This is a genomic window from Neisseria sp. P0009.S007 (assembly GCF_051962515.1).
This window is the reverse complement of record NZ_JBQCVF010000032.1, coordinates 1-18,506: the sequence shown is the minus strand read 5'-3', so window position 1 is coordinate 18,506 and position 18,506 is coordinate 1. Positions and strand designations below refer to the sequence as shown.

Below are 18,506 nucleotides of genomic sequence, written 5' to 3'. Positions count from 1 at the left end.
GCCAATACATTGCGGGAAAACGTCTTACTTGCTGCACCGCCCAAAAGGGATGAAAGAGCGGTGTTGTGTCAGCGATTGATATTCTACCGTTTTTAGTATTAAATGCTGTTAAGAAGTGAAATAATTTCAATAAGTTGCAAGATAATCGTGATATTTTGAAGATAAACGGTATTTTTACTGATTTTCTCGAATCCATTTCACCCATTGCTGAAACAGCTCGGGTTGCAATGCGGCGATGACGGAACGCTTAAATACATGTTCGCCGCTCCAAAAATCGTCGCCTTCCAAAGTGGTCAGGCAGCCGCCGGCTTCTTCAAAAATTAATGCACCGGCAGCGTAGTCCCACAGCTTTTGTCCGCCGTGGATGTAAATATCGTAGCGGCCGCTGGCAAGGTAGCACCAATCGAGCGTGCTGCTGCCCATACTGCGGATTGTGCCGAATGGGGCAAGGGTATTCATGCGGCTGGCGAGTTTGCCCGAACGCAGGTATTTGATTTCTACGCCGGCAATGGATTCGTTGAGTTTTTTGTTTTCCGAACGCAGCGGCAGCGGCGTGCCGTTGAGAAATGCGCCTTTGCCGCGTTCGGCATAGAAACATTCGCCGCTGACCGGATTGTAAATCACGCCCAATTCGGCATGGCCGTTTTTAACCAGCGCGACGGATACGGCAAAATGCGGCAAACCGTTGACGAAGTTGTTTGTGCCGTCGATAGGGTCGACAATCCATAGGCCGTCTGAATGTTCGTTCCACAAACGGGTTTGTTCCTGAAAGCTCATTTCCTCGCCCAACATCGGACAATCCTCCAATAAGGGAAGGGCGGCGGCAAAAGCGGTTTGTGCGGCCAAATCTGCTTCACTCAAAACCGATCCGTCTTCCTTGCGTCGTGACGGCGTGTTCAGAAAACGCGGCATGACTTCGGTTTGGGAGATGTGGCGGACGACTTTCTGTAAACGGTATAGCACGGCGTATCCTTGTTTTTTGCAGTTTTGCGCGACAGTGGATTAAAATTCGGGAAGTTTTCAAATTATAGTGGATGAAATCGAAAGCAGGCAGGAGTATGTCGCCGTGTTTCAACTTCATTCACGAAATTTTAAATTTAAATTATATACATTAAATTATATACATGAATAAAGCAGGAAACCATGCCCCGATTTTATGTTGATTTTGCCTCAAGCCCCGACAGCGTGGTCGAATTGCCCGATAATGTGGTGCGCCATCTGAATGTATTGCGCGTGAAAAACACGGAAGAAATCGTGTTGTTCAACGGCAATGGCAAGGCATATCCGGCTTTGCCAGAAGTTTTGGAAAAACGCCGAGCCAGCGTGCGGATTTTGCGTGAAGAGGCAACGGACAACGAATCGCCGCTGAATATTACATTGGTACAGGCGGTATCCACCGCCGAGCGCATGGATTTCACTTTGCAGAAAAGCGTGGAATTGGGCGTGGCAGAAATTCGCCCAGTTATCAGCGAACGCTGTGTCGTCCGCTTGAGCGGAGAACGCGCTGAAAGGCGGGTGGCGCGTTGGCAGGAAATCGTTGTTTCAGCGTGTGAACAAAGCGGCCGCAATATTGTGCCGAAGGTTTTGCCGCTGACGACTTATGCACAGGCTCTGCAACAGTTGCCGCAGGAAACGACCAAACTGTTAATGAGCTTGAACCGCGCACAAAAACTGAGCGATGTTCAGCCGCAATCCGGCAAAGTCGTGTTTATGGTCGGCCCGGAAGGCGGATGGACGGAGAAGGAAGAGCAACAGGCATTTGATGCCGGTTTTCAATCCGTTACGCTTGGTAAACGGGTGTTGCGTACCGAAACCGCCTCACTTGCGGCCATTGCCGCCATGCAGACGCTTTGGGGCGATTTTGCATAAAGTTCAGGCCGTCTGAAAACGAGCGTAGCGAGTTTCGCTAAAACGAGCTGTTGCTTCATGATATAAAAATGGGAGTTTAAAAATGTCTTACACCTTTACACTGGCCGAGCACGAGCTGGAAACGGAATTGAAAAAGTTAATCGTGCAAGAAGCCGATAAGGCCGACGATGTGGATATGGATGATTTCACCGACGATGCGCTTTTGTTTGGCGATGACAGTCCGGTCGGTTTAGATTCGCTTGATGCGCTGCAAATCAGCGTTGCTTTGCAACAGTATTTCCAAGTGCGCCTGCAGGGCGACCGGATGGTGCGCAAACATATGATGTGCGTACGCGATTTGGCGGCGTTTATCCGTGCGGAGCATGGCGCGTGAGTTGGGTTTGCGGTACGGCGGCCACTTCTGCCTTGAATCCGCAAACGGATTTCAGACGGCCTGATGCGGTGTCTTATACGTTTTTAAACCAACCGCAGCAGGCTGCTTATTTTCGTGCATTTGCTAGCGACAGTTTGGGGCGGAAGGAATTGGCGGATATCGCCGAACAACATTTGCGCCTAGCTGCCGAAAATGCAGGCTGGCCATCTGAAAGTTGGCATGATGCGCCGGTGTTTATCGGGTCTAGTTCCTATTCCATCTCCGAATATGAAAACCGCCATTTTGTGGGCAATAGGGCGGAAGAAGAACACAATCTGCTTTATCTCGCCGAAGATTTGCGCCGGCGCAGCGGCAATCGGCAGATTTTCAGTTTCGCTACTGCCTGCACTTCATCCGCCCATGCGCTCATTCAGGCGGATAACTGCTTGCGCGGCGAGGCGGAGCGTGCCTTTGTGCTTGGGATTGAAAACCTCAACCGACTGACTTTGCTGCATTTTCACAGCTTGGGTTTGCTGACCGAACAGTATCAGCCTTTTGGCGGAAACGGTTTGATTTTAGGCGAAGGTGTTGCCGCGCTTGCCTTATCTTCCGCTGCTCCTGAATCTTCAGGCCGTCTGAAACTTATAGGACACGCTGCCAATACAGGCAATGACCTGATTCAAAGCGATGGCCAAGCGCAAGAGCAAGTGATGCGACGTGCGTTAGATATTGCAGGCATCGTTCCTGAAAGCATTGCGGCCGTTAAAACACACGGCATCGGCACGGCTGACAGCGATGCCGCCGAATTGGCCGCACTGGAAAATATATTCGGTACACTGCCGCCCTTGATGGCGTTCAAACCGCAAATCGGACACACGCTTGGCGCAACGGCAGCCCTTGAAACAGCCTTGCTTTTATCCGCTCTAAAACAAGGCGGAAGCAACGATTATCAGGGGTGGAAAATTCGTTTTTCCGAGTGCGCGGCTTCACAAAAAGGCGGCTTTTTCTGTTTGGCCAATCAGTTTGGTTTTGGCGGCAGCAACACATCTTTGGTATGGCAATGGCAACCGTAAATCCTAATATCCGTATTACCGCCGCCGTGCGTTTTGATACTGACGCCGGCACCGGCGGTAAAATCCTCAAACAAATCTTAAAGCAGCAAAGCGGTATAGATACTCGCCGCCTCAGCCGCTTGAGTTTGATTGCCGCGCTTGGTGCAGGGCAGCTAAAGGAACAAAGCGAAATCCGCCCTGATTGCGCCGTTTTTCTTGGTACGCCGTTTTCTTCGCCATCCGTGTTTGAAAAAATGGCAGACAATGTGCTGAACCATCACGCCGCGATGCCGTTTGACTTTATTGCCAACCTGCACAACTCCCCAGTCTTTCATGCCGCGCAAGCGTTAGGCACGCATGGTGCAACTTTGGTCGTTACTGCCGACAACAATGTAGATACCTGCTTTCATCCATTATCTCTGGCGATGCAGTCTTTGCAAAATGGCGGACAAGCTGCGGTTGGCTGGGCATATGAACATCAAGTAGCCCGAGCCGATACCCATGAAGGCAGTATTTGGATTGTGCTTGAAGCCGGTGCAGAGCAGGGTGTTCCCGTTGTGTTGAATGATGAAGTGATGCAGACTGATAGGTCGTCTGAAAAGCCGCAATATTATTGGCAAAATATCGCCGATTGGATAGAAGCAGTAATGGCGCACGAGGGTAGGGATGTGAAGAAATGTACTTTGGCGTGATCAGCAAATGATTTTAGAGAAAGTATTTGTCTGTTGAATAAATAAGGTCTGTACCATTAAAAAGGCCGTCTGAAAATGTTTTCAGACGGCCTTTTTGTATAAAAAACCAATCAACGAGACATCTCGCCTTGAATAGCGCGGATATTCGCTTTACGGGCGTTTATGGTACGGGTCAGTTGTTGGATTTTAATCTGATCGCCTTTTTGTTTGGCCGCGTTCAACTGGGTTTGAAGGCGGGTAATAGCAGCCTGTTCGTTGCGTACTTCGGTCTGCAATATCTGTTTGCGGGTTTCTTTAGGGCTTGGCTTAGGAGCCGGCGTAACCACAGGTGCAGTACGGATAACAGGGGCTTTGTATTTGCTGTATGAAGAACTGCGTGATTTGTTCTGACGGTTGCGCAGGGTAATATTGATGCGCGGATTGGCAGCTTCGGCTGTGTTGGTCACGCTGGTAATCGGTACATTCGGCAGGATTTTGATATCGCTGTCGCTATTTCCTTTATCCAGCAAAATATCGGCTGCCGGTTTGTATGCTTGTGGGAAAGGTGTTGGGACAGTGGTTTTGCCATGCTCTACCGGAGTGGCAGTTGCCGGCGTGCTTGGTTCGGTTGAAGCGGTGGCAATAGGTTTGGCTGCTTGTTCCTCAGATGCGCGGACAACGGCTGTTTTATCGGCTTTAGTACGGTTAACCTTGGCTTTGCGTCGAGAGGAGGTTTTGGCATAAGTTTTGCCTTTATGCTTAGTCTCGACTTTGGTAGGTGTTTTATCGAGCACTTCATCCTGAGCTGTTACCGCTTGGTTATTTTGGGTAGTTGAAGTTTGCGGCTGAACTGCCGAGTTCTGAATAATCTCTTGTGGAGTTTGGATTGCAGGTACAACAGGTTGAACAGCTGGTGTTTCATTAATAATAGCAAGGCCGTCTGAAACTGTTTTCTCGGTAGAAGCAGTAGGTTGGGCTTGTGCGGCAAGCATTACAGGAACAACACTGTTTTCTGTTTGGGTTGCACTAGACTGAGTTTGTACGACAGGAGTTGTATTGCGGACAGTAGTGTCGGCAACATAGTCTTCAGCTTTTATTGTGGGCGGCGCTTCCAGAGTAGGCGTATTGTTGGGAACGATTACGCTGTCTGCAATGGCTTTGTCGGCTGTAACGGTATGGGTTTGCGCGATGAGTACAGGAGGAACAATAGTGTTGTCCTCTTGAACGGCAGTCGTCTGAGTTTGTACGACAGGAGTTGTGTTGTGGACAGCAGCATCGACAACATAGTTTTCAGGTTTTGCAACGGCTGATGTTTCCAAAGCAGGCGTATTGTTGGAAACGATTGCGCTGTCTGCAATGGTTTTATTCGCTAGCATAGCTTGTCGAGTTTGTGCCATCGGAATGGAAATAGGTGCCGGAATACCGTATTCATTTCGAGCAACAACGACTGGGGTTTGTACCGCGGGCGTTGCTTGAGAAGCATTAATGTAGTCTGCGGCAGATGCTTTAAATTCTGTTGTTTGTACCGTTTTTAAAACCGGAGTGTCGCCCGGAATCGCAACGACGCTGTTTTCTGTTACATTGTTTGTTTCAACTATGCGACAGGCGTCATTGATCTGGTATGAAACATAAACGGTGATGCCTTCAACATTGCAGACATACTCAGCAGCATTGGCGGCGGCGGCGGGGAGGGTCAGGCTGAGGGCAATGGCGGTTTTGCAGAAAAACGGTTTCATAAAGGCAATAGAATCAGGTTGTTTGTTTAAAGTGTAATTATACTATGTACACTGTCAGCATCCGCCAACTTATTTTTAGGCGGTGTAAAACTGTGGTTGAAAGGTTGAAAATTGGAATAAAAGGTCTTAGGCCGTCTGAAACTTGTCATACTAAAGTTTCAGACGGCCTTTGTTGTCATGGCGGATTAAGCGTTCAACAGGCTTTCGTCCAATGTCAGCTCTTCGTTTTTATTGACGGCTACTTTGCGTGCCAAAACGTTTTGGGCGATTTCGTGTGCTTCGGCAAGCGAGTGCATCATGTAGGTACCGCATTGGTATTCGTTCAGCTCGGGGATTTTGCTTTGGTCTTGAACGGTCAAAACATCCTGCATTGAAGCGAGCCATGCGTCGGCCACTTTTTGCTCGTCGGGCGTGCCGATGAGGCTCATGTAGAAACCGGTGCGGCAACCCATCGGGGAAATGTCGATGATTTCAACGCCGTTGCCGTTTAAGTGGTCGCGCATAAAGCCTGCGAACAGGTGTTCCAGCGTATGAATGCCTTTTTCAGGCAGGATTTCTTTGTTGGGAATGCAGAAACGCAGGTCAAACACGGTAATGGTGTCGCCTTTGGGCGTGGTCATGGTTTTTGCCACGCGTACGGCAGGGGCGTGCATACGGGTGTGGTCGACTTTGAAACTGTCTAGTAGGGGCATTTGGGTGTCCTTTGAGGTAAATAGATTTTTAGCTAGGGATATTTGAAGACTGAATCACAATTCCGCAATCTCAATTGCTTTGCCCGAAGCCGCGCTCAGTGCTTCGTTTAAAACGTCGTAGAAATCGCGGCTGTCGCGCGTTGCCAGCCATTTGCCGTTTTGCTCGGCGAAATGGTAGCCGCCGCTTTTGGCAGCAATCCACAATTCTTGGTTGGGCGTGTGGCGGTTGACGATGATTTGCGTACCGTCTTCGGCTTCGATGGTCAGTACGTTTCCGGCAAACTGGCAGTCGAAATCCCAGCCGTTTTCATCGATTTGGTCTTCAATGTGTTCAAACAATTCTTCGCTCATGCGGATGAATTCGCTTTCGGTCATCATGGCTTTTTGTGTGGTTTTTGTTTAAGATACCGAATCTTGCCACATTCGTAATGATGAAGAAAGTTTTACTGATGAAATACGGCGTATTTTTTGCAGCGGCAACGGCTCTGCTGCTCTCTGCCTGCGGCTACAAAGGCGACCTCTACCTGCCCAAAGAAGGCGACAAGGCGCGCTTCGGCGTGATTCAGACCGGCTTGAAATTCGATACGGCAAAAGAGCCGACTACTCAAACCAACGACTAAAAAAGATTCACAAACATGACCTTATTCTGCGAACAACTCCCTTATACACACCTTGCCGAAGAGTTTGGTACGCCGCTTTATGTGTACAGCAAATCTGCGCTGACCGAGGCATTTGAAAACTACCAAACCGCGTTTTCCGCTTTAAATCCGCTTGTCTGCTACGCGGTTAAAGCGAATGGCAACCTGAGCATCATCAAACACTTTGCTTCTTTGGGGAGCGGTTTTGACATTGTGTCCGGCGGCGAGTTGGCGCGCGTTTTGGCGGCCGGCGGCGATGCGGCGAAAACGATTTTTTCCGGTGTGGGTAAGAGTGAGGCAGAAATTGAATTTGCGCTGAATGCAGGCGTGAAATGCTTCAATATGGAGAGTATTCCTGAAATCGACCGTATTCAGAAAGTTGCCGCGCGTTTAGGTAAAGTCGCCCCGGTTTCCCTGCGCGTCAATCCCGATGTCGATGCCAAAACTCATCCTTATATCTCCACCGGTTTGAAAGCCAATAAATTCGGTATTGCCTATGCCGATTCACTTGAGGCTTATCGTCATGCTTCTCAACAAAGCCATTTGAAAATTGTCGGTATCGACTGCCATATCGGCTCGCAACTGACCGACCTCAGCCCGCTGGTCGAAGCCTGCGAACGTATTTTGGCCTTGGTCGACCAACTGGCAGACGAAGGCATTGTGTTGGAACACTTGGACTTGGGCGGCGGTGTCGGCATTGTTTACCAAGATGAAAATGTGCCTGATTTGGGCGCGTATGCCCAAGCCGTTCAAAAACTAATCGGTACACGCCGTCTGAAACTGGTCCTCGAGCCAGGCCGTAGTTTGGTTGGCAATGCAGGTGCGTTGTTGACGCGCGTTGAGTTTGTCAAACATGGCGAAGAGAAAAACTTTGTGATGATCGATGCGGCGATGAACGATTTGATGCGTCCGGCACTTTATGATGCCTATCATCACATTGAAGCGGTCGAAACCAAAGACATTGAGCCTCTGACGGCCAATATCGTTGGCCCGATTTGCGAAACCGGCGACTTCCTCGGCAAAGACCGCACCATCGCCTGCGAAGAAGGGGATTTGCTGCTTATCCGCAGCGCCGGTGCGTATGGCTCAAGTATGGCGAGCAACTACAACACGCGCAACCGTGCGGCGGAAGTATTGGTTGACGGCAACGAATGCAAACTTATCCGCCAACGTGAAACTGTCGAGCAGCAAATGGCCAACGAATTAGCTTGTTTGTAAGGTTTGATTGTTTAAAAGGCCGTCTGAAAGCTTGATTGACTTTCAGACGGCCTTTGTTATGAAAGAAAAGGGCATGTATCAAACACGCCCTTTTCAGTTGATCAATAATGAGGCGGAATTTCATCGCGCAGGCTGTACGGTTCGCGTTCGCCGTTTGCGCCTTTGTCCTGCATCCGTTGATACAGAAGCCGCAACTGGCCTTGTTGTAAATCTAAAGCCTGTTGCATCTTGGCGATGGTGTCGTTCAGGCTGCCGATTAAATCTTCCTGCAAGGCCGTCTGAATTTCCAGCTCCGTGATGCGGTGTTCCAATTCCTGAATATCGCTCATATTACAGCACCATCGCGGCAATCCAGCCTGCAACCATCAGCGGGATATTGTAGTGGATAAAGGTCGGGATAACCGAATCGCGGATGTGGTCGTGCTGACCGTCGGCGTTCAAGCCCATGGTCGGGCCGAGTGTCGAGTCGGAAGCAGGGGAGCCTGCATCACCCAGCGCACCTGCCGTGCCGACGATGGCCACGGTAGCCATTGGGGAGAAGCCCAAGCTGATGCACAAAGGCACATAAATCGCGGTAATAATCGGCAAGGTGGAGAAAGACGAGCCGATGCCCATGGTTACCAGCAGGCCGACAAACAGCATGGTAAAGGCGGCCATGCCTTTATTGCTTCCGAACAAAGCCATGCTGCGTTCGACCAAAGGCTGAATCTCGCCGGTTGCGTTCATTACGGCGGCGAAACCTTGTGCCGCAATCATAATAAAGCCGACCATCGCCATCATTTTGATGCCTTCGCCGAACACATCGCTGGCGGCGGAGCGGTTCATCACGCCCAGCATCATAAACACGGCAAAGCCCAACATAGCGCCCAATACCAGCGAACCATCATACAAAAGCTGAATGGCAAAACACACGGCAATCGCTACGGCCGCCACCAAGCTGCGATAGGTTGAAGGCTCTTGTTGTTGCACTGCCGCACGGTTGTCTTCCGTGTCAGTGGTATTGTTTTGATAAATGCGCGGCTTGCGGTAGTGCAAAAAGGCCAGCAGTAAACCGGAAACCATGCCCAAAGCCGGAATCGCCATTGCATGCATCACATTGATGCCGCTGGTGTCCATGCCTGCCGAGCGGATATTGCCCAACATGATGTCGTTCAAGAAGATGGCGCCGAAACCGTAAGGCAGGAACATATAAGTCGTTACCAAGCCAAACGTAATCACGCAGGCCACCAAGCGGCGGTCGAGTTTCAAACGGTTGAATACCAACAGCAGCGGCGGAATAATCATCGGGATAAACGCAATATGAATCGGCACAACGTTTTGGCTCATCACGCCCATGCACAAAATAATCGCCAGCAGCAGCCATTTGACCGCGCCTTCGCCTTTTGCATTGCCTTCGCCGCCGTTGAGCTTGCGGATAATCACACCGGCGAGCTGTTGCGGCAGGCCGGAATGCGTGATGGCCATGGCAAACGCGCCGAGCATGGCATAAGACAGCGCGATTTGCGCCCCGCCTTTCAGGCCTTCGTTAAAAACGGGAATAATCCCTTGCTGCACCACATCGCCGGCCGCGTTGGTTATATTCTCCAAAGGCATACCGGCCACCAAGCCGCCGACAAACGCGCCGACAGCCAAGCTGAGCACCACATGCACGCGCGATAAAGACAGCGCCAGCATGATGATGACCGCAATTACAACCGCATTCATATCGTTCTCCGTTGTTTCAGACGGCCCGTTATGTAAAAACAGGCAATCGTCTGTTTACATATTACAAATAAACATCATAACCCAAGCAGGAAGCCTTTGCAAAAAACGGCAGGCCGTCTGAAACCAGAAGCATCGGTTTCAGACGGCCTGCCGTGAACCCTTATTCAGCGTTTTAATATGGCGTGCAGTTTTGGCGATAAAAAATAGCCAAAAAACACGCGCTTCCTATTCTTTGCATAGGGTACCAATGTTAAAATCGACACAATGTCTCGGTATTAGGTTTGTCACTGAAATTAAAGCAGTTATTGATAAAATCCAATTCAATAATACGCAAATAAAGGAAAGAAGTTATGGATATTTTGACGCGGCTGCACAATCTGCCGCCCTCCCGCTTTCATTACAAACTTTTAGTGCTGGTCGGCATAGGTTGGCTGTTTGACGCCATGGATACAGGCTTGGTGTCGTTTGTATTGCCGGCTTTGGGCAAAGATTGGGTGCTGGCTCCGGCGCAGTTGGGCTGGATTGTCAGCATTGCCTTTGTCGGCATGGCTCTGGGCGCGGTATTCAGCGGCTGGCTGGCGGACAGGTTCGGACGGAAAACCGTTTTTGCCGGTACGATGGTGGTGTACAGTATTGCCACAGGTTTGTGCGCAATTGCACCTGATTTGACGGTTTTGCTTGTGTGCCGCTTTTTTGTCGGCGTCGGCTTGGGCGGCCAGCTGCCCGTCGCCGTGTCGCTGGTCAGCGAATATGCGCCGCCGAAAGTACGCGGCCGTTTTATTGTGTTGCTGGAAAGCTTCTGGGGCTTGGGCTGGCTTTCGGCTGCGCTGGTGTCTTATTTCTTTATTCCGCAAACCGGCTGGCACAGCGCGTTTTTATTCGGTGCCTTGCCCCTGTTTTATGTGCCGTTGGTGTTGAAATTCGTTCCCGAATCCGTGCCTTACCTGCTTTCCCGCGGCAAAACCAACGAAGCGCACCGTTTGGTATCTGAGTTGGAAATTCAATCGGGCATCACGCCGCCGGCAGAAGCTGTTGCCGCACCGGCCGCCCCGCGCGAACGCATCCGCTTCATCCAACTTTGGCAACATCCGTTTGCACGGCGCACGCTGATGCTGTGGCTGGTTTGGTTCGGCATCGTGTTTTCGTATTACGGCATTTTCACTTGGTTGCCCAAACTGCTGGTCGAGCAGGGCAATACCGTGGTCAAAACTTTTGAATATGTGCTGGTGATGATTGTTGCGCAACTGCCCGGCTATATAGCCGCCGCGGCTTTGGTGGAAAGAATCGGCCGCAAAGCAACGCTGGCAGGCTTTTTGGCTGCTTGCGCCGTGTGCGCATGGTTTTTCGGGCAAAGCACAACTGCGGCCGAAGTCATGATCTGGGGCAGCCTGATGTCCTTCTTCAACTTGGGCGCATGGGGCGTTTTATACACCTACACCCCCGAACTCTACCCCTTGCGCTTCCGTGCTTTCGCATCCGGCTGGGCAGGCGCCATCGGTCGCGTCGGCGGCATACTCGCGCCCATGGTGGTGGCGGCGATGGTAGGCAACAGCGGCGGCTTCGGCAAAATCTTTATGATGTTTGCGCTGGTTATGCTGCTGATTGTGGCAGTAGTCTTGGTATTGGGTGAGGAAACCAAAGGCCGTACGCTGGAAGACATTAGCCAATAAAAGATAGACATGAAAAAGGCCGTCTGAAAAATATTTTCAGACGGCCTTTTTCATTTACGTTTGTAATTTTAATACATCGATTTTCTGTTTTTATCTTAATTATCGAGGAAAGCGACGAAGAATAACCGTCTTTGTTTTTGTGTAGATAAAAATATTATACTTCAAAGAATTAAAATGAATAAACGATAAAATGGCCGTCTGAAAAGTTCAATCATGGTTTGTGATGTAGGTCAAAGCAAAATGTAACTAAATTACCTATAGTTATCGTAGTGAAAATTTATTGACCTTATTGCCACCTTTTATTAAGGAGATACACCATGAACGCATCAGCCGACAACGTCGTCAGCCCAGCCGTAGCCGAGGTAAACAGCCTGGTTGACAAGGGTTTACGGGCATTGGACGAGTTTCTTAAGCTCGATCAGGAGCAGATTGACTTTATTGTTGCCAAAGCCTCTATCGCCGCGCTGGACAAACATGGTGTGCTCGCCATGCACGCGGTAGAAGAAACGGGACGCGGCGTGTTTGAGGATAAGGCGACGAAAAACCTGTTTGCCTGCGAAAACGTCGTGCGCCGCCTGCGCGATTTGAAAACCGTGGGCGTCATCAGCGAAAACGATGTAACCGGCATTACCGAAATCGCCGATCCGGTCGGCGTGGTTTGCGGTATCGTGCCGACGACCAATCCGACTTCCACCACCATTTTCAAATCCCTGATTGCACTGAAAACCCGCAATCCGATTATTTTCTCGTTCCACCCGTCCGCCCAGCAGTGTTCCGCCCATGCCGCGCGTATCGTGCGTGATGCGGCGATTGCGGCCGGTGCGCCGGAAAACTGTATCCAGTGGATTGAAAAGCCGTCTATGGAAGGCACTTCCGCACTAATGAAGCATCCGGGCGTGGCAACGATTTTGGCGACCGGCGGCAATGCGATGGTGGAGGCGGCGTATTCTTGCGGCAAACCTGCGCTCGGCGTCGGGGCGGGCAACGTACCTGCTTATGTTGAAAAAACGGCGGACATCAAACAGGTAGCACACGATATTGTGATGTCGAAATCTTTCGACAACGGCATGGTGTGCGCCAGCGAGCAGGCGGTGATTGCCGATAAAGAGATTTACAAAGAGTTGGCCGAAGAATTCAAATCCTACGGCGTGTACTTTGCTAACAAAAAAGAAAAAGCCATGCTCGAAGAGTTTATCTTCGGCGTGACGGCGAATTGCGCCAGCTGCGGCGGGGCGAAACTTAATTCCGCCGTTGTGGGCAAACCGGCAACATGGATTGCCGAACAGGCCGGGTTTAAAGTGCCTGAAAAAACCAACATCATCATCGCCGAATGCCGCGAAGTCGGCCCGAACGAGCCGCTGACCCGCGAAAAACTTTCGCCTGTGTTGGCCATGATTAAGGCGGATTCGACCGAACAAGGTTTGAAGTTCGCCGAAGAAATGGTTGCCTTTGACGGCTTGGGACACTCCGCCGCCATCCATACCGCTAACGAAGAATTGGTCAAAACGTTCGGCTCCCGCGTCAAAGCCCTACGCGTGATTTGGAATTCGCCTTCCACCTTCGGCGGCATCGGCGACGTGTACAACGCCTTCCTGCCTTCTCTGACCCTCGGTTGCGGCTCTTACGGTAAAAACGCCGTCGGCGGCAACGTCAGCGCAGTCAATCTGTTAAACATCAAAAAAGTAGGCCGTCGGAGAAACAACATGCAATGGTTCAAAGTGCCCGCCAAAATCTATTTTGAACGCGATTCCATCCAATATCTGCAAGACATGAAAGACTGCGAAAAAGTCATGATTGTGACTGACCGTTCGATGGTTGACCTGGGCTTTGTCGATAAAATCACCCATCAACTGCATCAACGCAAAAACAAAGTGACCATCCAGCTGTTTACCGATGTCGAAGCCGATCCGAGCGTCCAAACCGTCTATAAAGGCACGGATTTGATGCGCAGCTTCCAGCCCGACACCATCATCGCGCTGGGCGGCGGTTCGCCAATGGACGCGGCAAAAGCCATGTGGCTCTTCTACGAGCAGCCGCAAGTCGATTTTGAAGACTTGGTACAAAAATTCATGGACATCCGCAAACGCGCCTTCCGCTTCCCTGAATTGGGCCGCAAAGCCAAATTTATCGGCATCCCTACCACATCAGGCACAGGCTCCGAAGTAACACCGTTTACCGTCATCAGCGACGGCGACAAAAAATATCCGATTGCCGACTACTCGCTGACACCGACCATTTCGATTGTCGATCCTGCGTTTACCATGACCGTTCCGGCAGGTGTAACCGCCGATACCGGTTTGGACGTACTGACCCACGCCGTAGAAGCGTACGTTTCCGTACTGGCGAACGACTTTACAGACGGCCTTGCCCTGCAAGCCATCAAGCTCGTGTTCCAATACCTCGAACGCTCCTACAAGCACGGTGCGGCCGATCCTGAAGCGCGCGAGCATATGCACAACGCCTCCACCATCGCAGGCATGGCGTTTGCCAATGCGTTCTTGGGCATCAACCACTCGATGGCACACAAAATCGGCGGCAAATATCACGTTCCGCACGGCCGCGCCAACGCCATCCTGCTGCCGCACGTCATCCGCTACAACGGCACGCGTCCGCAGAAAACCGCCACTTGGCCGAAGTACAACTACTACAAAGCCGACCTGAAATATCAGGAAATCGCCCGTACCTTAGGCCTGCCATGCAGCACACCGGCAGAAGGTGTCGAATCCTTCGCCTGCGCCTGCCATGAGCTGGCAGTCAACGTCGGCATCAAAATGTCGTTGAAAGAGCAGGGCATCGATGAGAAGACCTTCCTCGACGGCAGAAAAGAGCTGGCCATGATGTCTTTTGAAGACCAATGTACCCCGGCCAACCCACGCCTCGCGATGGTGGCCGATATGGAAGAAATCCTGACCAAAGCCTACTACGGCGAATAAAATCGGGCAGTTAAAAAGGCCGTCTGAAAACTGAATATAGGGTTTCGGATGGCCTTTCGTATTAGAACTAAAGTTGATACTTATTGTATGTGGAATTTAATTTGCAAACATTAAGAATAGTCATCATGAAATCAGAAATTTTAAAACAATTTGGCAAACATGTTCGTCATTTAAGACAACTCCAGGATTTAAGTCAGGAAGCATTGGCTGAAAAAGCGAATATGCACCGGACTTATATCGGAATGATAGAACGTGGAGAGCGTAACCCCGCCCTATTAAATCTTATTCGTTTGGCTAGCGCATTAGATATTTCTTTGCCTGAACTTTTAAGGGCTATGTTAATGACGGGAACTGTGATAATGAATCTAACTGATTCGTATGGTTTTTTGGGTCTTCGGAATATATAGTGGAATTACTTTCTTAATAGTTTAAAAACAACTGGTGTTTAAATCGGATTTTCTGGTGGGATGTTAGGATAATCAATAGTATTATATAAAAGTATCAATCACATACGAGTGATACTTTGGGAAAAAAATAAAATAGTCCAATTTACTTGACCGTGTACTATGGTACATGGTTTATAATATTCAGGGGGTGAAATAAGATGATTTATCGCATTAGTGAGTTTGCAGATAAATGTGGAGTTAATAAAGAAACGATCAGATATTACGAGCGAAAAAATTTATTACAAGAACCTCACCGAACGGAAGCTGGTTATCGGATATATTCATATGATGACGTTAAGCGTGTTGGGTTTATTAAACGAATACAGGAACTTGGTTTCTCTTTAAGCGAGATTTATAAATTACTTGGTGTTGTAGATAAAGATGAAGTTCGTTGTCAAGATATGTTCGAATTTGTTTCTAAAAAACAAAAGGAAGTGCAAAAACAAATAGAGGATTTAAAACGAATTGAAACTATGTTAGACGACTTAAAACAACGATGTCCAGATGAAAAGCAATTACATTCGTGTCCAATAATAGAAACATTAACATGAGAGATTAATTAACGAAAGGAGCTTTTTTATGAATAAATTTAAGGTAAACATTTCAGGAATGACATGTACGGGTTGTGAAAAACACGTAGAATCAGCACTTGAAAAGATAGGTGCTAAAAATATTGAGTCTAGTTATCGTCGTGGTGAAGCAGTATTTGAACTGCCCGATGATATTGAGGTTGAAAGTGCAATAAAGGCGATTGATGAAGCAAATTACCAAGCCGGAGAAATTGAAGAAGTATCATCACTAGAAAACGTGGCGTTAATTAATGAAGACAATTATGACCTTCTTATTATTGGTTCTGGTGCTGCTGCCTTTTCTTCGGCAATTAAAGCTATAGAATACGGTGCAAAAGTTGGAATGATTGAGCGTGGAACGGTTGGGGGAACCTGTGTGAATATTGGCTGTGTTCCGTCAAAAACTCTTCTTAGGGCAGGGGAAATCAATCATTTATCAAAAGACAATCCGTTTATAGGTTTACAAACATCCGCTGGAGAAGTGGATTTAGCTAGTTTAATCACGCAAAAGGATAAATTGGTGAGCGAACTTCGGAATCAAAAATATATGGATTTAATTGATGAATATAATTTTGATTTAATTAAAGGTGAAGCAAAATTCGTTGATGCTAGTACGGTTGAGGTCAATGGGGCAAAGTTATCTGCAAAACGCTTTTTAATTGCAACAGGTGCATCGCCTTCGTTGCCCCAAATTTCAGGACTTGAAAAAATGGACTATTTAACTAGTACAACACTTCTTGAGTTAAAGAAAATACCAAAACGATTAACTGTAATTGGTTCAGGATACATTGGAATGGAGCTTGGACAACTATTTCATCATTTAGGTTCAGAAATAACGCTTATGCAAAGAAGTGAGCGACTTTTAAAGGAGTATGATCCTGAGATTTCAGAGTCAGTTGAAAAAGCGTTAATTGAACAGGGTATAAACCTTGTCAAAGGGGCAACTTTTGAGCGTGTTGAACAAAGTGGAGAGATAAAAAGGGTTTACGTAACAGTAAATGGCAGTAGAGAAGTCATTGAATCAGATCAGTTACTTGTTGCCACTGGAAGAAAACCAAATACGGATTCTTTAAATTTAAGTGCAGCAGGTGTTGAAACTGGAAAAAATAATGAAATCCTGATCAATGATTTTGGTCAAACAAGTAATGAAAAGATTTATGCAGCAGGAGATGTGACTTTAGGACCACAATTTGTATATGTAGCAGCCTATGAAGGTGGAATTATTACTGATAATGCTATTGGTGGATTAAACAAAAAAATAGATTTATCGGTAGTTCCTGCTGTTACGTTTACGAATCCGACGGTTGCAACGGTTGGTTTAACAGAAGAACAAGCAAAAGAGAAAGGGTATGATGTGAAGACATCTGTATTACCTTTAGATGCTGTTCCAAGAGCAATTGTAAACCGTGAAACAACCGGTGTATTTAAACTAGTAGCAGATGCAGAAACACTAAAAGTATTAGGGGTTCATATTGTATCTGAAAATGCAGGAGATGTCATCTATGCAGCATCATTAGCTGTTAAATTTGGCTTAACGATAGAAGATTTAACAGAAACCCTAGCACCATATTTAACAATGGCTGAAGGGCTAAAATTAGTTGCACTTACGTTCGATAAAGATATTTCGAAATTATCTTGTTGTGCAGGCTAAGGGAACTTTTTTAGGATTTTGAGATTTAAGTTATTTGAGGTCTGTAATGTAGACAACTCTATCTACCTTAAAAAAGTCGTCTGAAAACCCTGTTCCCAAGTTTTCAGACGACCTTTCTTATTACAGCAATCAATGCCGAATCAGACTTTACACCACGATGTTCACCAGTCTGCCCGGTACGACGATGATTTTCTTCGCAGGCTTGCCTTCCATGAATTTCACCGCGCCTTCGGTGGCGAGTGCGGCGGCTTCGAGGTCGGCTTTGGATGCGTCGGCGGCAACGGTAATTTTGCCGCGCAGTTTGCCGTTGACTTGAACCATGACTTCGATTTCGGATTTGACCAAGGCGGCTTCGTCGACTGTCGGCCAGCCTGCTTCCCACAGTTTCGCGCCGTTCAATTCGCTCCACAGGGTTTCGCAGATGTGCGGCACGATGGGCCACAACAGGCGTACGGCGGTTTCCAATACTTCTTGGGCGACGGCGCGGCCTTGTTCGCCGTCGGTGTCGGTTTTGTCGTATTGGTTGAGCAGTTCCATCACGGCGGCGATGGCGGTGTTGAACTGCTGGCGGCGTCCGTAGTCGTCGCTGACTTTGGCGATGGTGGAATGCAGTTTGTGGCGCAGATCTTTGAGTTCTTTAGACAAACCGTCTTGGCTGCCTGCAAACGCTTTGACCGCGCCGCCTTGTTTCAGGTATTCGTAAACGGTACGCCACAGACGACGCAGGAAGCGGTGTGCGCCTTCGACGCCGCTGTCGCTCCATTCGAGGGACTGTTCGGGCGGTGCGGCGAACATCATGAACAAACGGGCGGTGTCCGCGCCGTAGGCGTTAATCAGTTCTTGCGGATCGACGCCGTTGTTTTTGGATTTGGACATTTTTTCCGTGCCGCTGATGACGACGGGCAGGCCGTCGGCTTTGAGGACGGCGGACACGGGGCGGCCTTTGTCGTCGAAAGTCAGCTCGACATCGGCGGGGTTGATCCAGTCTTTGCTACCGTTGGCATTTTCGCGGTAGTAGGTTTCACAGACGACCATGCCTTGTGTGAGCAGGCGTTCAAACGGTTCGTCCACGCTGACCAAGCCTTCGTCGCGCATCAGTTTGGTGAAGAAGCGCGCGTACAAGAGGTGCAGAATGGCGTGTTCGATACCGCCAATGTATTGGTCGACCGCGCCCCAGTATTTCGCGGCTTCTGCCGATACCATGCCTTCTGCGAACTTGGGCGACATGTAGCGGAAGAAATACCAGCTCGATTCCATGAAGGTGTCCATGGTGTCGGTTTCGCGTTTCGCCGCGCCGCCGCAGCA

At 49.0% G+C, this 18,506-nt stretch carries 18 protein-coding genes; 11 read left to right on the top strand and 7 right to left on the bottom strand.

Annotated features, from left to right (window positions below; all coding sequences use genetic code 11):
• Positions 1 to 174 precede the first annotated feature (174 nt).
• Positions 175 to 963 (bottom strand): inositol monophosphatase family protein, encoded by a 789-nt coding sequence (locus tag ACTHS3_RS05005; protein ID WP_070625092.1) that lies wholly within the window; start codon positions 961 to 963, stop codon positions 175 to 177.
• Positions 964 to 1,143: 180 nt separating this feature from the next.
• On the opposite strand from ACTHS3_RS05005, the gene ACTHS3_RS05000 reads away from it, so the two are divergent.
• The 4 genes from ACTHS3_RS05000 (at position 1,144) to ACTHS3_RS04985 (ending at position 3,965) form a co-directional block, all read left to right on the top strand.
• Complete coding sequence (locus ACTHS3_RS05000) at positions 1,144 to 1,869, top strand: 16S rRNA (uracil(1498)-N(3))-methyltransferase (protein WP_440367289.1); 726 nt, start codon at positions 1,144 to 1,146, stop codon at positions 1,867 to 1,869.
• 82 nt (positions 1,870 to 1,951) lie between these two features.
• The gene (locus ACTHS3_RS04995; protein ID WP_070606132.1) at positions 1,952 to 2,242 is read left to right on the top strand and encodes an acyl carrier protein; all 291 of its coding nucleotides are present in this window, start codon (positions 1,952 to 1,954) and stop codon (positions 2,240 to 2,242) included.
• Positions 2,239 to 3,294: a beta-ketoacyl synthase N-terminal-like domain-containing protein gene (locus tag ACTHS3_RS04990; protein WP_070625090.1), complete on the top strand. Its 1,056-nt coding sequence runs from the start codon at positions 2,239 to 2,241 to the stop codon at positions 3,292 to 3,294. Before ACTHS3_RS04995 ends, ACTHS3_RS04990 begins: the two co-directional genes overlap by 4 nt.
• A complete protein-coding gene (locus ACTHS3_RS04985; protein ID WP_004518931.1) occupies positions 3,276 to 3,965 on the top strand; it encodes a hypothetical protein in 690 nt (229 codons plus the stop codon). Before ACTHS3_RS04990 ends, ACTHS3_RS04985 begins: the two co-directional genes overlap by 19 nt.
• Before the next feature lie 110 nt (positions 3,966 to 4,075).
• On the opposite strand, the gene ACTHS3_RS04980 is transcribed toward ACTHS3_RS04985, so the two are convergent.
• From ACTHS3_RS04980 to cyaY, 3 genes are all read right to left on the bottom strand, one after another.
• Entirely contained in the window at positions 4,076 to 5,680 is a 1,605-nt protein-coding gene (locus tag ACTHS3_RS04980) for a hypothetical protein (RefSeq protein ID WP_440367286.1), read from the bottom strand.
• A 185-nt stretch (positions 5,681 to 5,865) separates the two neighbouring features.
• Positions 5,866 to 6,372, bottom strand: a complete 507-nt coding sequence (gene luxS, locus ACTHS3_RS04975; protein ID WP_049328425.1) for an S-ribosylhomocysteine lyase — start codon at positions 6,370 to 6,372, stop codon at positions 5,866 to 5,868.
• A 54-nt stretch (positions 6,373 to 6,426) separates the two neighbouring features.
• Positions 6,427 to 6,750: an iron donor protein CyaY gene (cyaY, locus tag ACTHS3_RS04970; protein WP_070625088.1), complete on the bottom strand. Its 324-nt coding sequence runs from the start codon at positions 6,748 to 6,750 to the stop codon at positions 6,427 to 6,429.
• A 50-nt stretch (positions 6,751 to 6,800) separates the two neighbouring features.
• Here cyaY and lptM point away from each other — a divergent pair, with 50 nt between their 5' ends.
• Positions 6,801 to 6,992: an LPS translocon maturation chaperone LptM gene (gene lptM, locus ACTHS3_RS04965; protein WP_003684659.1), complete on the top strand. Its 192-nt coding sequence runs from the start codon at positions 6,801 to 6,803 to the stop codon at positions 6,990 to 6,992.
• 15 nt (positions 6,993 to 7,007) lie between these two features.
• A complete protein-coding gene (gene lysA / locus ACTHS3_RS04960) occupies positions 7,008 to 8,228 on the top strand; it encodes a diaminopimelate decarboxylase (RefSeq protein ID WP_070625087.1) in 1,221 nt (406 codons plus the stop codon).
• 101 nt (positions 8,229 to 8,329) lie between these two features.
• On the opposite strand, the gene ACTHS3_RS04955 is transcribed toward lysA, so the two are convergent.
• On the bottom strand, positions 8,330 to 8,557 hold the full coding sequence (locus ACTHS3_RS04955; protein ID WP_049348560.1) for a SlyX family protein: 228 nt from the start codon (positions 8,555 to 8,557) through the stop codon (positions 8,330 to 8,332).
• Between the two features lies 1 nt (position 8,558).
• A complete protein-coding gene (locus tag ACTHS3_RS04950; protein ID WP_070625086.1) occupies positions 8,559 to 9,932 on the bottom strand; it encodes a Na+/H+ antiporter family protein in 1,374 nt (457 codons plus the stop codon).
• A 350-nt stretch (positions 9,933 to 10,282) separates the two neighbouring features.
• On the opposite strand from ACTHS3_RS04950, the gene ACTHS3_RS04945 reads away from it, so the two are divergent.
• The 5 genes from ACTHS3_RS04945 to merA all read left to right on the top strand — a co-directional run bounded on the left by ACTHS3_RS04945 (position 10,283) and on the right by merA (position 17,201).
• Positions 10,283 to 11,602 (top strand): MFS transporter, encoded by a 1,320-nt coding sequence (locus tag ACTHS3_RS04945; RefSeq protein ID WP_440367283.1) that lies wholly within the window; start codon positions 10,283 to 10,285, stop codon positions 11,600 to 11,602.
• Positions 11,603 to 11,919: 317 nt separating this feature from the next.
• The gene (adhE, locus tag ACTHS3_RS04940; protein WP_070625084.1) at positions 11,920 to 14,535 is read left to right on the top strand and encodes a bifunctional acetaldehyde-CoA/alcohol dehydrogenase; all 2,616 of its coding nucleotides are present in this window, start codon (positions 11,920 to 11,922) and stop codon (positions 14,533 to 14,535) included.
• 125 nt (positions 14,536 to 14,660) lie between these two features.
• Positions 14,661 to 14,942, top strand: a complete 282-nt coding sequence (locus ACTHS3_RS04935; protein ID WP_070625083.1) for a helix-turn-helix domain-containing protein — start codon at positions 14,661 to 14,663, stop codon at positions 14,940 to 14,942.
• Between the two features lie 197 nt (positions 14,943 to 15,139).
• Positions 15,140 to 15,532 (top strand): Hg(II)-responsive transcriptional regulator, encoded by a 393-nt coding sequence (merR, locus tag ACTHS3_RS04930; protein ID WP_001863748.1) that lies wholly within the window; start codon positions 15,140 to 15,142, stop codon positions 15,530 to 15,532.
• A 28-nt stretch (positions 15,533 to 15,560) separates the two neighbouring features.
• The gene (gene merA / locus ACTHS3_RS04925; RefSeq protein ID WP_001031935.1) at positions 15,561 to 17,201 is read left to right on the top strand and encodes a mercury(II) reductase; all 1,641 of its coding nucleotides are present in this window, start codon (positions 15,561 to 15,563) and stop codon (positions 17,199 to 17,201) included.
• A 147-nt stretch (positions 17,202 to 17,348) separates the two neighbouring features.
• On the opposite strand, the gene ACTHS3_RS04920 is transcribed toward merA, so the two are convergent.
• On the bottom strand, positions 17,349 to 18,506 hold a 1,158-nt coding region (locus ACTHS3_RS04920), incomplete at its 5' end, for a class I tRNA ligase family protein (protein WP_440367280.1).